This is a genomic window from Vibrio sp. Isolate22 (genome assembly GCF_022398115.1).
In the GTDB taxonomy this organism is placed as follows: domain Bacteria; phylum Pseudomonadota; class Gammaproteobacteria; order Enterobacterales; family Vibrionaceae; genus Vibrio.
This window is the reverse complement of the sequence record NZ_JAKEUW010000019.1, coordinates 43489-57305: the sequence shown is the minus strand read 5'-3', so window position 1 is coordinate 57305 and position 13817 is coordinate 43489. Positions and strand designations below refer to the sequence as shown.

Here is a 13817-nt window from a genome sequence, read left to right as displayed (position 1 = left end):
AATTCGCTCAATGTCTAAGCGTGGTTTAGGAAAAGGGCTAGATGCACTGCTTGCAACTAGCTCATTGGCTCGTGAAAAACAGCAAGTCGCTTCTCATAGTCAGGCGTTATCGGCTGATGGAGAGCTAACAGAGTTGGCTGTTGGTAGCTTGAAGCCAGGTGTTTATCAACCGCGTAAAGATATCGCGCCTGAAGCGCTAGAAGAGCTGGCGGCTTCCATTCAATCTCAAGGCATTATCCAGCCAATCGTTGTACGTCCATTAGCACAAGATCAGTATGAGATTATTGCGGGTGAGCGTCGTTGGAGAGCAGCTCGTCAAGCAGGCCTTAAGCAAGTGCCGTGTCTGGTCAAGCGAGTGGAAGACAAAGCCGCTATTGCGATGGCGTTAATCGAGAATATTCAGCGTGAAGACCTGAATGTTATTGAGGAAGCACAAGCGCTAGAGCGCTTACAGAATGAATTTGAACTGACGCACCAGCAAGTCGCTGATGTGATTGGTAAATCGAGAGCAACGGTTAGTAACTTATTACGTCTAAATCAGCTCGAAAATGAAGTAAAAGGTTTAGTTTCCAACAAACAACTGGAAATGGGGCATGCTCGAGCACTGCTTGCGCTCGAAGGTGATACCCAAGTTGAGACAGCGAACACTGCGGCGACCAAAAACATGACCGTGCGTCAAACTGAACAACTTGTTAAAAAGTGTTTAAAACCAGACGTTGAGCCAGAATCGAAGCCTGAAGACACAGAAGCTATCGAACTTTCACGAAGACTCACGGAAAAATTGCAAGCAAACGTTTCAGTTACTCGTTCTGTTAGCGGTAAGTCAAAAGTGACAATTACTCTTGATGAGCCTCACAAATTAGAGCAACTTATTGCTAAATTAGAGTACTAAATGAGATAATTGATTTAGGTCAATTATGTAATAAACAAGTAATTTCGTACAAAAGTTGTCGGTTTGTATGCAAAAATGTAAATGATTGCAGCGTTCTTATTGCAATCGATTTGGCTGAACGTATAATTTTCGCCAATTTCTCAGCACGCTTTTTAGCGAGTGGTAAAGTGGGCTTAAAGAGGAACGAATACATGGTAGCGGCGTTAGCAAGACCAGGACGAGTGCTTGCAAAGCAAATGTTATTGATCGAGCTTAGCGCGGTTATATTAGTGGCGATAGGGTTAGGTTTAGCTGTTAATCCTGACTGGGGTTTTGCTGCATTGATCGGTGGCGGTATTTTTGTCATCGCGAATGTGGTTTTTTGTGTGTGTGCTTTCCTTTTTTGTGGAGCTCGCGCGACTAAGTTAGTTGCGGCGTCGTTCTATGCTGGCGAAGCGCTAAAAATCCTAATCACAGTTCTACTATTCTCTATTGTCTACATGTATATGCAGGTGGAGTTAATTCCCCTCAAACTGACCTATTTACTGGTTCTTGGTATTAATATCTTTGCGCCAGTGCTTTTCATTAACAATAAGAAATAGGACGAGTTATGGCTGCGGCAACAGCATCCGGATACATTGAACACCACTTACAGAATCTATCTTTAGCTAAGTTAGGTTTTGTAGAGGAGACAAGTTTCTGGAACGTACATATAGACAGTCTGTTTTTTTCGGTGTTGACAGGGATGTTATTCCTTTGGGTTTTTCGCTCAGTCGCTAAGAAAGCAACAGTAGGTGTACCTGGTAAGCTTCAGTGTTTTGTAGAAATGGTAGTGGAATTCGTTGGCGACAACGTTAAAGAAACTTTCCATGGCCGCAACCCGCTGATTGCCCCATTAGCACTGACTATATTCTGCTGGATTATTTTAATGAACTTGATGGACTTAGTGCCAATCGATTTCTTACCATATCCTGCAGAGCATTGGTTAGGCATCCCTTACTTGAAAGTGGTTCCTACAGCTGATGTAAATATAACCATGGCAATGGCTCTAGGTGTTTTTGCTCTGATGATCTACTACAGCATCAAAGTAAAAGGCTTGGGCGGATTTGCTAAAGAATTGGCACTGCATCCATTTAATCACCCAATCATGATTCCATTTAACTTGGTACTTGAGGTAATTTCGCTTCTGGCGAAGCCACTATCTCTAGGTATGCGTTTATTTGGTAATATGTTTGCGGGTGAGGTGGTGTTTATTCTTATCGCGGCAATGCTACCGTGGTACTTACAATGGGTAGGTGCACTACCTTGGGCTATCTTCCACATCTTGGTTATTTTGATTCAAGCATTTGTTTTCATGATGTTGACAATTGTTTACTTATCAATGGCTCACGAAGATAGTGATCACTAAAAAAAATTTTTAAGCTTTATTCTAACTATTAATGTTAATCGGAGAACGTAAATGGAAACTGTACTAAGTTTTTCAGCAATCGCTGTTGCTATTATTGTTGGTCTTTGTGCCGTAGGTACTGCAATTGGTTTTGCTATTCTTGGTGGTAAATTCCTAGAAGGCGCTGCGCGTCAACCTGAAATGGCTCCTATGCTACAAGTTAAGATGTTCATCATCGCTGGTCTACTGGATGCTGTTCCAATGATCGGTATCGTAATCGCACTACTATTCACGTTTGCTAACCCATTTGTTGGTCAACTAGCAGGCTAATTAACTCTTTAATAGTTAATTAAATTTTTGTAGTTGATTCTTAACGAGGGGTAGCTGTTGTGAATATGAACGCAACTCTGCTAGGTCAAGCAATTGCTTTTTCACTGTTTGTTTGGTTCTGCATGAAATATGTATGGCCACCAATCATGCAAGCAATTGAAGAGCGTCAGAAGAAAATTGCTGACGGTCTAGTAGCCGCTGAGCGCGCTGCTAAAGACTTGAACCTGGCACAAGCCAACGCTTCTGAGCAAATGAAAGAAGCAAAGCGCACTGCAACTGAGGTTATTGAACAGGCAAACAAACGTAAAGCTCAAATTATTGATGAAGCTCGCGAAGAAGCTCAGGCAGAACGCCAGAAAATCTTAGCGCAAGCTGAAGCAGAACTTGAAGCTGAGCGTACACGTGCCCGTGATGACCTGCGCAAACAAGTCGCAACTCTGGCTATAGCTGGTGCTGAGAAGATCCTTGAGCGTACGATCGATAAAGACGTACACAAAGACCTTCTTGACAACATTACTGCAAAACTTTAAAGCAAGGGGCTGTATATGTCTGATTTGACAACAATCGCACGCCCCTATGCTAAAGCAGCTTTTGACTTTGCGGTAGAAAAAGGTGAGCTTGACCAATGGAGTCAAATGCTCTCTTTTGCTGCCGAAGTGGCACAAAACAATGATATCCACAATCTACTAAGCAGTTCTCTAACTGCTGAAAAATTAGCGGAAGTATTCATTGCAGTTTGTGGCGAACAATTTGATGAATTCGGCCAGAACTTGATAAAAGTGATGGCAGAGAATGGCCGATTAATGGCTTTTCCTGATGTTTGCAAAGAGTTCTTATTGCTCAAACAAGAGCACGAGAAAGAGATCGACGTTGAAGTGACTTCAGCGGTTGAACTTTCGGAAGAACAACGCGCAGATATCAGCAGCAAATTGGAACAGCGCCTAGCGCGCAAAGTACAGCTGAATTGCAGTATAGATGAGACTCTGCTTAGCGGAGTTATTATTCGAGCCGGAGACCTAGTCATCGATAACTCAGCGCGTGGTCGACTAGACCGCCTGAGCGATGCATTGCAGTCTTAATGGGGATTGGAGCATGCAACTTAATTCCACTGAAATTAGCGATCTAATTAAACAACGTATTGAATCTTTCGACGTTGTTAGTGAAGCTCGCAATGAAGGTACTATCGTTTCGGTAAGCGATGGCATCCTTAGCATTCACGGCCTAGCGGACGTGATGCAAGGTGAAATGATTGAACTACCGGGTGGCCGTTACGCGCTAGCACTTAACTTGAACCGTGATTCGGTTGGTGCTGTTGTAATGGGCCCATATGCTGACCTACAGGAAGGCATGAAAGTTACAGGTACTGGCCGCATTCTTGAAGTGCCAGTAGGTCCAGAACTACTTGGTCGTGTTGTAAACACACTAGGTGAGCCAATTGATGGTAAAGGTCCTATCGAAGCGAAACTAACTTCGCCTGTAGAAGTAATTGCACCAGGTGTAATCGACCGTAAATCGGTAGATCAACCTGTACAAACTGGTTACAAGTCTGTTGACTCAATGATCCCTATCGGTCGTGGTCAACGTGAGCTAGTAATCGGTGACCGTCAAACTGGTAAAACAGCGATGGCGATCGATGCGATTATTAACCAAAAAGATTCTGGTATTTTCTCTATCTACGTAGCAATCGGTCAGAAAGCATCGACTATCGCTAACGTAGTTCGCAAACTAGAAGAGCACGGCGCGCTAGCTAACACTATCGTTGTTGTTGCATCTGCTTCTGAATCTGCAGCGCTACAATACCTAGCGCCATACGCAGGTTGTGCGATGGGTGAATACTTCCGTGATCGCGGTGAAGATGCACTGATTGTTTATGATGATCTATCTAAGCAAGCGGTAGCTTACCGTCAGATCTCGCTACTACTTAAGCGTCCACCAGGTCGTGAAGCATTCCCTGGTGATGTTTTCTACCTTCACTCTCGTCTACTAGAGCGTGCTGCTCGTGTAAGCGAACACTACGTAGAAACATTCACTAAAGGTGAAGTGAAAGGCAAGACTGGTTCTTTAACTGCTCTTCCTATCATTGAAACGCAAGCTGGTGACGTATCTGCATTCGTACCGACGAACGTAATCTCGATTACCGATGGTCAGATCTTCCTACAAACTGAGCTATTCAACGCGGGCGTACGTCCAGCTGTTGACCCAGGTATCTCAGTATCTCGTGTAGGTGGTTCAGCGCAGACTAAAATCATCAAGAAGCTATCTGGCGGTATCCGTACAGCTCTAGCACAGTACCGTGAACTAGCGGCATTCGCACAGTTCTCGTCTGACCTTGATGAAGCGACTAAGAAGCAGCTAGACCATGGTCAAAAAGTTACAGAGCTAATGAAGCAGAAGCAATACGCTCCTATGTCTGTATTTGACCAAGCACTTGTAATCTTCGCTGCAGAGCGTGGTTACCTTCAAGATGTAGCGCTTGATAAGCTGCTAGATTTTGAAGCTGCTTTACTATCGTTTGCTCGCGGTCAATATGGCGATCTAGCTACACAGATCGACACAACGGGTGCTTACAACAATGATATCGAAGCTGAGCTGAAGAAGCTTGTTGACGATTTCAAAGCAACCCAGACCTGGTAATTGGTGGGTGGCCTTCGGGTCACCTCATACCATTAACGGAGAGTAACGATGGCCGGCGCAAAAGAGATACGTAATAAAATCGGTAGTGTTAAAAGCACACAGAAGATTACGAAAGCAATGGAAATGGTAGCAGCTTCAAAAATGCGTCGTTCTCAAGACGCAATGGAAGCTACTCGTCCATATGCAGAAACAATGCGTAAAGTGATCGGTCATTTGGCTAACGGTAGCCTTGAGTATAAGCATCCTTATCTTGAGGAACGTGAAGCCAAACGTGTTGGTTACATCATCGTTTCTACAGACCGTGGTCTATGTGGCGGCTTGAACATTAACTTGTTCAAGAAAGCTATGTTAGACATGAAAGACTGGTCTGAGAAAGGTGCTGAAGTTGAACTGGCAATTATCGGTTCAAAAGCAACAGCATTTTTCAACAACAGCGGCGCGAAAGTAGCAGCTCAAGTTTCTGGCCTAGGCGATAGCCCAAGCCTTGAAGACTTAATCGGCTCTGTAAGCGTAATGCTAAAGAAATATGATGAAGGTGAATTGGATCGCCTGTTCGTAGTGTTCAACAAGTTTGAAAACACTATGGTACAAGAACCAACGATCGATCAATTACTTCCTTTGCCTAAATCAGATAGCGAAGACATGCAGCGCGATCATGCTTGGGACTACATTTATGAGCCTGAGCCAAAACCACTACTAGATGCACTATTGGTTCGTTACGTCGAATCTCAAGTGTACCAAGGTGTGGTAGAGAACCTTGCTTGTGAGCAAGCGGCTCGAATGATTGCAATGAAAGCTGCAACCGACAACGCTAGCGACCTAATCGATGATTTAGAGCTTGTGTACAACAAGGCGCGTCAAGCGGCTATTACACAAGAACTTTCTGAAATCGTTTCAGGCGCAGCAGCGGTTTAATCGCTTATTCGTTTTAAGCTTAGGTAAAACTAAATAGTTAGAGGATTAACGATGGCTACAGGTAAGATCGTACAGATCATCGGTGCGGTAGTCGACGTAGAGTTCCCACAGGGCGAAGTACCTCGTGTATACGATGCTCTGAATGTTAATGAAGTGAAAGAGCGTCTAGTTCTTGAAGTTCAGCAACAACTTGGCGGTGGCGTAGTTCGCGCAATCGTAATGGGTAGCTCTGATGGTTTACGTCGTGGTTTGACAGTAGAAAATACTGGCGCTCCAATCTCAGTACCAGTAGGTACTAAGACCTTAGGTCGTATCATGAACGTTCTAGGTGACGCGATTGATGAGTGTGGTGAAATCGGTGCAGAAGAGCACTACGCAATTCACCGTGAAGCTCCAAGCTACGAAGAACAGTCTAACGAGACAGCTCTTCTAGAGACGGGTGTTAAGGTAATCGACTTGGTTTGTCCATTCGCTAAGGGTGGTAAAATCGGTCTATTCGGTGGTGCAGGTGTAGGTAAGACCGTTAACATGATGGAACTTATCAACAACATCGCACTTCAACACTCTGGCCTATCTGTATTTGCAGGTGTAGGTGAGCGTACTCGTGAAGGTAACGATTTCTACTTTGAGATGCAGGAAGCAGGCGTTGTAAACGTTGAAAAACCTGAAGAATCAAAAGTAGCGATGGTTTACGGTCAGATGAACGAGCCACCAGGTAACCGTCTACGTGTTGCACTGACTGGTCTAACAATGGCTGAGCGTTTCCGTGACGAAGGTCGTGACGTTCTACTGTTCGTAGATAACATCTACCGTTACACGCTTGCAGGTACTGAGGTATCAGCACTTCTAGGCCGTATGCCTTCTGCGGTAGGTTACCAACCTACTCTTGCGGAAGAAATGGGTGTTCTACAAGAGCGTATCACGTCAACTAAGCAAGGTTCTATCACGTCTGTACAGGCGGTATACGTACCTGCGGATGACTTGACTGACCCGTCTCCAGCAACAACGTTCGCGCACTTGGATGCAACGGTTGTACTTAACCGTAACATCGCAGCTATGGGTCTATACCCAGCGATCGACCCGCTAGATTCTACTTCTCGCCAACTGGATCCATTGGTAGTTGGACAAGAGCACTACGACATCGCTCGTGGCGTTCAGTCTACACTTCAGCGCTATAAAGAGCTGAAAGACATCATTGCTATCCTAGGTATGGACGAGCTATCTGAAGAAGATAAGCAAGTAGTATCTCGTGCTCGTAAGATTGAGAAGTTCCTTACTCAGCCTTACCACGTAGCGGAAGTATTTACTGGTGACCCAGGTGTTTACGTACCTCTAAAAGAGACTCTACGTGGCTTCCAAGGTCTACTATCTGGTGAATACGATGACATTCCAGAGCAAGCGTTCATGTACTGCGGTACTATCGACGAAGCTATTGAGAATGCTAAGAAGCTATAAGGCTAACTAGGAGGCGATATGGCAGCAATAACCTTTCACCTAGACGTAGTAAGTGCAGAGAAAAAGCTTTTCTCTGGTCTTGTTGAGACGTTTCAGGTGACCGGTAGTGAGGGTGAGCTTGGTATTTTCCATGGTCATACTCCACTGCTGACCGCTATCAAGCCTGGTATGGTGCGTATTGTTAAGCAGCACGGCCACGAAGAAATTATTTATGTTTCTGGTGGTATGGTAGAAGTTCAGCCTGGTACAGCGACTGTACTGGCTGATACAGCTATCCGTGGTGAAGAACTAGACGCAGCAAAGGCGGAAGAAGCTAAGCGCAAGGCTGTGGAGAATATCCAAAATCAGCATGGCGACATAGACTTCGCACAAGCGGCCGGTGAACTGGCTAAAGCCATTGCTCAGTTACGAGTTATCGAACTGACAAAACAGCGCCGTTAATCTTTTATAAGATTATTGGTTCTGAGATAAAGGCGACCTAAGGGTCGCCTTTTTGTTTTTTTTGCATTCTCATAAATATACGTTTACGTATCACTACCGATTAAATGGTTATTACAATTTAAGTTTTTGTCTCAAAACGGTTACAATATCAGCTTAATAAAAATTACGTCGGATAGGTTTACAATGAAGTTTAGCGCGGTAATTCTTGCAGCGGGCAAAGGCACTCGCATGTACTCAAACACACCAAAGGTTCTGCATACTCTTGCGGGCAAACCAATGGTGAAGCATGTGATCGATACCTGTAATGGTCTAGGCGCTCAAAACATCCACTTGGTTTACGGCCATGGTGGTGATCAGATGAAGGCTACTTTGGCTGAGGAATCGGTAAATTGGGCACTGCAAGCAGAGCAGTTAGGTACAGGTCACGCGGTTGATCAGGCATCAGCGCACTTTGCTGATGATGAGAAAGTACTGGTGCTTTACGGTGATGTTCCTCTTATCTCGCCTGAAACTATTGAAAACCTATTAGACGCTCAACCAAACGGTGGTATTGCACTACTAACGGTTGTGATGGATAACCCAATGGGTTATGGCCGTATCATTCGTCGCAATGGTCCAGTAGTGGCGATCGTTGAACAAAAAGATGCAACGGATGAGCAGAAGCTTATCAAAGAGATCAACACCGGCGTGATGGTTGCGACAGGCGGTGATCTTAAGCGTTGGTTGTCTGGTTTAAGCAATGACAACGCGCAAGGTGAATACTATCTAACTGACGTGATTGCTGCAGCTCACGATGAAGGTCGTGCGGTAGAAGCGGTACACCCTGTAAGCCCAATTGAAGTTGAAGGTGTGAACGATCGCTCTCAACTTGCTCGTTTAGAGCGTGCTTACCAAGCAGAACAAGCAGACAAGCTATTGAAGCAGGGCGTTATGTTACGCGACCCTAGCCGCTTTGATCTACGTGGCGAACTGCAGTGTGGTATGGACGTTGAGATCGATACCAACGTTATTATTGAAGGCAGCGTAAGTATTGGTGATAACGTGGTTATCGGCACTGGATGTGTTTTAAAAGACTGTGAAATTGATGACAACACGGTTATTCGCCCATACAGCGTAATTGAAGGTGCGACTGTTGGTGAAGACTGCACAGTTGGTCCATTTACTCGCCTACGTCCAGGCGCTGACATGCGCAATGATTCGCACGTTGGTAACTTTGTTGAAGTGAAGAACACTCGTCTTGGTGAAGGTTCTAAAGCCAACCACCTTACTTATTTAGGTGATGCTGAGATTGGCCAGCGCGTAAACGTTGGTGCTGGTGCTATTACTTGTAACTACGATGGTGCGAACAAGTTTAAGACCATCATCGGCGACGATGTTTTCGTTGGTTCTGATAGTCAATTAATTGCCCCTGTTACTATCGGCAATGGCGCGACAGTAGGTGCGGGTTCTACGGTAACACGTGACGTTTCTGAAAATGAACTGGTTATCAGCCGTGCTAAAGAGCGCAAGATTGCGGATTGGCAGCGCCCAAAGAAAAAGTAATCTTCGAACACCTAAAGTGTGATTCTTGTGAAAGCCAGCAACTTACGTTGCTGGCTTTTTTGTCATCATTTACTGATAAAAAAATAATCTATTTCCTAATTGTATTTTGTAGGCAGATTGTTAATATTTGGGCTGTCATTCTGTAAATTTAAAGTGTGTGCAAAATGAGACTTGTTGATAAAAAGTGGCAAACCTTGCCGATCGTTATTTTATCTTTTTCAATGCTGGTGGGCTTATACGGCTTTTACATCACCTTGGAAAAGTTAGTGGTAGAGAACGAACGTAACCATCTCGTCTCATTGATGTCTGATGTTGTCTATGAAATCCGTGAAGATAGCAGCTTGTTTACCCCCGGAGTGGATGTGGACGACTATATAGGCAATCTTACGCAAGCCAGTACTCGACTGAGAATTCAGGTCATTAACACTGACGGTGTGGTGATACAGACCTCTCCGATCATGCTCTTGCAAGTGTTGAGAATCACAGCAATCGCCCTGAGTTTCAACAAGCTTTAAAAACCGGCCTTGGTAGTGACGTGCGCTTTAGTACAGTTACCTCTGTCGATCGTATCTATTACTCGCACAAAGAGTCGATGAACAGTAGCAGTTTCGTTATCGTGATCTCTTCACCAATGCATCAACTTAAGCAGATGAACTTCCAGCTAATGGGTATTCTGATCGGGATGGTCGTATTGAGCTTGAGCTTTTTGATTGGCACTTCGTATGTGAGTAACCGTCAGATAGTACATAAGGTCGAAGAAGAGCAGAAGAAGCAAGATGAGCGTATTCGCCAAAGAACCCATGAGATTGAGTTGATGCACCGTTTGGCCAATATGCTTGCGGCATGTAACAACATGGTGGAAGCTCAGCAGATTGTCTCAGATATCTTGCCGCGAATTCTTGGTAAGGTGAACGGCAGTGTTTCATTGATGCGTGCTTCGCGTAACCAGCTCATTACTCAGCTCGATTGGGGAGACACTTGGCCCGGAAGTGCGAGCTTTGCACCGGAAGAGTGTTGGTCATTGCGTAAGGGGCGAGCACATCAATCAAATGATGACTTCCACTCTTTAACTTGTGGTCACATGCATGAGATGGAAAACAATCAGACGCTTTGTATCCCATTGACTGCGCATGGCAACACCATTGGCATCATGCACCTTTATTTCGGTCAAGGTCATATCGAGATTGACCCAATCACCGAGCAATTGGCTTTCAGTGTGTCAGAACACCTAGGCTTGGCGCTTGCTAACTTGAGCCTGCAAGAGAAGCTCCGTTCGCAAGCATTGAGCGATCCACTCACAGGACTGTTCAACCGTCGTTTCTTCGAGCAGAAGCTAGAAGAACACTCGATGAATTCGGCCACCAGCGAGCAACCTTTGTCATTGCTGATGCTCGATTTGGATCACTTCAAACGCTTCAATGATAACTTTGGCCATGATGCAGGTGACTTCGTACTAAAAGAGATCAGTGCACTACTCAAACAGAGTGTCAGTGAAGATGAGATAGCTTGTCGCTTAGGTGGTGAAGAGTTGGCTGTGCTGCTTCCACATTACACCATGCAGCAAGCGACCGAGTTCGGACAAACCTTGTGTGATGCAGTTCGTTCCATGCACTTAGAGCACAAAGGGCTATCTTTAGGTCAATTAGGTGTATCGATCGGTGTTGCTACGTATCCTAAGCCAGCCTCAGATACCGAATCTCTAGTGAAAATGGCGGACAACGCGTTGTACATGGCAAAAGACATGGGACGCAGTCGAGTGGTTAACTATGATGAATACAGCCGCCATAAGGCACCTGCGTTAGAAGTTGTTGATGGAGAAGCGGTTTCGCAGTAACTCTAGTGAGTACAACATTCAGATATAAAAAGAGCGAGTAACCTCGCTCTTTTTTTGTTTTGATGAAGCTAGAAACTAGTCTTGCTTCTCTTCTGCTACAACACGAGAGTTATCTGGTGCTGCAAAGTGTTCTGAAAGCTCTTTGTTCGACACAATATAGCCAACCCACAGGGCGCCTAAACAAATTACAACTGCAATACCTGTTGCACTTAGTGCTTGGCTTGCCATTGCTGCTACCAATGCGCTTGATAGGCCGCTGATGCTGATTTGCAAGCTATTCTGTAGGCCAGCCGCTGTTGCTGGGCTTTGCTTCGCACTTGATAGAGCACGGTTTACCACGATTGGGTAAAGTGCGCCATTCGCTACGGCAATCAGACAGAAAGGTGCAAGTAGAGGCCAGATTGATGTCAGCTCCCACTGTGATGCGATGAAGATAAGCATTGCAGCAACGCTGAACAAACCAAGCAGATTTCTTAGTACCACGCCATCGCCATATTTCTTCACGGCTTGCTTACCGAAGTAACCACCCGCCATGAATGCGATCGTCTGTGGGATGAAACTCAGGCCGATGTCTTTTGCTTCGTAGCCTAGCTGAGCCATGATCTCAGGCATACCCGTTAGGTAAGCGAAGAACGCTGCAGAAGCTGATGCAAACATCAATACGTTACCCACGTAAGGCTTCGATTTAAGCAGCATCTTAATATCAGTTTTAACTGATGTCTGTTTTTCTTCTGGCGCTTCTTTTGGTTGAGCCATAGTGGTTGCCACTAGCAGTGCACCCATTAGTGTTAATGTCACGAAGATGCTGTGCCAGCCAAAGTTATCTGCCAGTAGTACACCAAGTTGAGGTGCCAGAGCTGGAGACAGCGCCACCAAAGGCATGATGGTTGCAAAAATTTGTTGGCTGCTGCTCTCTGAGTAACGCTTGATAACCATCGCTTGCCAGATTACCGCTGGTGCACATACGCCAATCGCTTGAATGAAGCGCAGCGTCAGTAGGTGCCATACCTCAGTACTGAATGCCAAACCGAACGAAGCGGCAGTGAAAATAAAAAGACCAACTGCCAACGTATTGCGGTGACCGTATTTATCACTAGCCAATCCCCAAAGCAGTTGACCCATTGCCATACCACCAAGGAACACAGTAAGAGATAGTGCGATCTGCTCTGGACCGGTTGCGAAATCGATCTCCATCGCCTTAAATGCAGGAAGGTACATATCGGTCGCGATAAAACCTAGCATTGAAAGTACTGCAAGGTAGACCAATTGAAATTTAGAAATATTCATAAGATGCCATTACACTAAAAGTAGTGATGTTTTTATCATCAAAAAAATTGTTTGATATACAGAGGTGAAAGTCCCTGTTTATTTATGCTGACATTCTATTTTTCGGGTCTGATAAAATAAAACGCTAAAATATGTGGTTATCAATCAAAAAATTTGAAGGCTTATGTTCTCTAAATCCTCTTTAGAAATGCTCGATACAGTGGCGCGCTTAGGCAGTTTTACCGCGGCGGCTGAGCAGTTGCACAAAGTACCCTCGGCGATCAGTTATGGTGTTAGGCAGGTCGAGCAAGAACTGGATGTGCTACTTTTCAGGCGCTTACCGAGAAAGGTCGAGCTCACTCCGGCAGGTGAACTCTTCATTGAAGAGGCGCGTGCACTTCTGAGGCAGATGGAAGAGGTCAGTGCCCAGACTCGTCGAGCAGCTCGTGGCTGGAAGAAGACCTTGCGTCTGACGCTCGATAATGTGGTGAAGCTCGACAAGATGAAGCCGATGATTGAAGAGTTTTATCAAACCTTTGAGTTTGCTGAGCTACAGATCAACATGGAAGTGTTTAACGGCTCTTGGGAAGCAATAGCACAAGGTCGAGCGGATATCGTAATTGGCGCGACCTCTGCGGTGCCAGTGGGTGGCGATTTTGAAGTCAAAGACATGGGGCAATTAGATTGGGCGTTTGTAATGTCGCCAAGTCACCCGTGTGTGCGCGAACAGAACCTCAATGAAGAGTTCGTGAGCCAATATCCAGCTATCTGTTTGGATGACACCTCAAGCGTGTTGCCTAAGCGCCACACAGGACACTACGCCAATCAAAGGCGTTTGCTGTTACCTAATTGGTATAGCGCTATTGAATGCCTGAAGAACGGCGTTGGAGTCGGGTACATGCCAAGGCATATTGCCGCGCCGATTATCGAGCAAGGTTTGCTGGTGGAGAAAATCTTGCCAGAACCAAGCCCGTTGAGTCAGTGCTGCTTGGTGTGGCGAAAAGACGACAACCACAAGTTGATCGAGTGGATGGTCAACTATTTAGGATCCAGTGAACAACTTCACCGAGATTGGTTGGATCATCGCAAAGCGATCTAGTTGAAAGATCTTTGTCGGCAAGATCAAAAAGAGCGAGTGAAAA

13 protein-coding genes and 1 pseudogene are annotated in these 13817 nt (G+C 45.3%); 13 read left to right on the top strand and 1 reads right to left on the bottom strand.

Annotation, left to right across the window (positions count from 1 at the left end; translation table 11 throughout):
• Positions 1 to 10: 10 nt before the first annotated feature.
• The 12 genes and pseudogenes from L1D55_RS12950 to L1D55_RS12895 all read left to right on the top strand — a co-directional run bounded on the left by L1D55_RS12950 (position 11) and on the right by L1D55_RS12895 (position 11409).
• Positions 11 to 892 (top strand): ParB/RepB/Spo0J family partition protein, encoded by an 882-nt coding sequence (locus L1D55_RS12950; protein WP_239917687.1) that lies wholly within the window; start codon positions 11 to 13, stop codon positions 890 to 892.
• A 191-nt stretch (positions 893 to 1083) separates the two neighbouring features.
• Positions 1084 to 1473, top strand: a complete 390-nt coding sequence (locus tag L1D55_RS12945; protein ID WP_008221392.1) for a F0F1 ATP synthase subunit I — start codon at positions 1084 to 1086, stop codon at positions 1471 to 1473.
• Between the two features lie 8 nt (positions 1474 to 1481).
• A complete protein-coding gene (atpB, locus tag L1D55_RS12940) occupies positions 1482 to 2279 on the top strand; it encodes a F0F1 ATP synthase subunit A (RefSeq protein WP_004739289.1) in 798 nt (265 codons plus the stop codon).
• 51 nt (positions 2280 to 2330) lie between these two features.
• Positions 2331 to 2588 (top strand): F0F1 ATP synthase subunit C, encoded by a 258-nt coding sequence (gene atpE / locus L1D55_RS12935; RefSeq protein ID WP_004411110.1) that lies wholly within the window; start codon positions 2331 to 2333, stop codon positions 2586 to 2588.
• A gap of 59 nt (positions 2589 to 2647) precedes the next feature.
• Positions 2648 to 3118, top strand: a complete 471-nt coding sequence (atpF, locus tag L1D55_RS12930) for a F0F1 ATP synthase subunit B (RefSeq protein ID WP_032498590.1) — start codon at positions 2648 to 2650, stop codon at positions 3116 to 3118.
• Positions 3119 to 3133: 15 nt separating this feature from the next.
• Entirely contained in the window at positions 3134 to 3667 is a 534-nt protein-coding gene (gene atpH / locus L1D55_RS12925; protein WP_004739291.1) for a F0F1 ATP synthase subunit delta, read from the top strand.
• Positions 3668 to 3680: 13 nt separating this feature from the next.
• Positions 3681 to 5222, top strand: coding sequence for a F0F1 ATP synthase subunit alpha (gene atpA / locus L1D55_RS12920; RefSeq protein WP_004739292.1), 1542 nt, complete (start codon positions 3681 to 3683; stop codon positions 5220 to 5222).
• 48 nt (positions 5223 to 5270) lie between these two features.
• Positions 5271 to 6137, top strand: a complete 867-nt coding sequence (atpG, locus tag L1D55_RS12915; RefSeq protein ID WP_004739293.1) for a F0F1 ATP synthase subunit gamma — start codon at positions 5271 to 5273, stop codon at positions 6135 to 6137.
• Between the two features lie 51 nt (positions 6138 to 6188).
• A complete protein-coding gene (gene atpD, locus L1D55_RS12910; protein ID WP_004739295.1) occupies positions 6189 to 7592 on the top strand; it encodes a F0F1 ATP synthase subunit beta in 1404 nt (467 codons plus the stop codon).
• A gap of 18 nt (positions 7593 to 7610) precedes the next feature.
• Positions 7611 to 8033 carry a F0F1 ATP synthase subunit epsilon gene (locus L1D55_RS12905; RefSeq protein ID WP_004739296.1) on the top strand — a complete coding sequence of 141 codons (423 nt, stop codon included), beginning with the start codon at positions 7611 to 7613 and terminating at the stop codon, positions 8031 to 8033.
• 183 nt (positions 8034 to 8216) lie between these two features.
• Positions 8217 to 9575, top strand: a complete 1359-nt coding sequence (glmU, locus tag L1D55_RS12900; RefSeq protein WP_239917686.1) for a bifunctional UDP-N-acetylglucosamine diphosphorylase/glucosamine-1-phosphate N-acetyltransferase GlmU — start codon at positions 8217 to 8219, stop codon at positions 9573 to 9575.
• 221 nt (positions 9576 to 9796) lie between these two features.
• Positions 9797 to 11409: pseudogene (locus L1D55_RS12895) on the top strand (sensor domain-containing diguanylate cyclase).
• Between the two features lie 75 nt (positions 11410 to 11484).
• Here L1D55_RS12895 and punC read toward each other — a convergent pair.
• Positions 11485 to 12696: a purine nucleoside transporter PunC gene (gene punC, locus L1D55_RS12890; protein ID WP_239917685.1), complete on the bottom strand. Its 1212-nt coding sequence runs from the start codon at positions 12694 to 12696 to the stop codon at positions 11485 to 11487.
• Positions 12697 to 12859: 163 nt separating this feature from the next.
• On the opposite strand from punC, the gene punR reads away from it, so the two are divergent.
• Positions 12860 to 13774, top strand: a complete 915-nt coding sequence (gene punR, locus L1D55_RS12885; protein WP_061033956.1) for a DNA-binding transcriptional activator PunR — start codon at positions 12860 to 12862, stop codon at positions 13772 to 13774.
• Positions 13775 to 13817 lie beyond the last annotated feature (43 nt).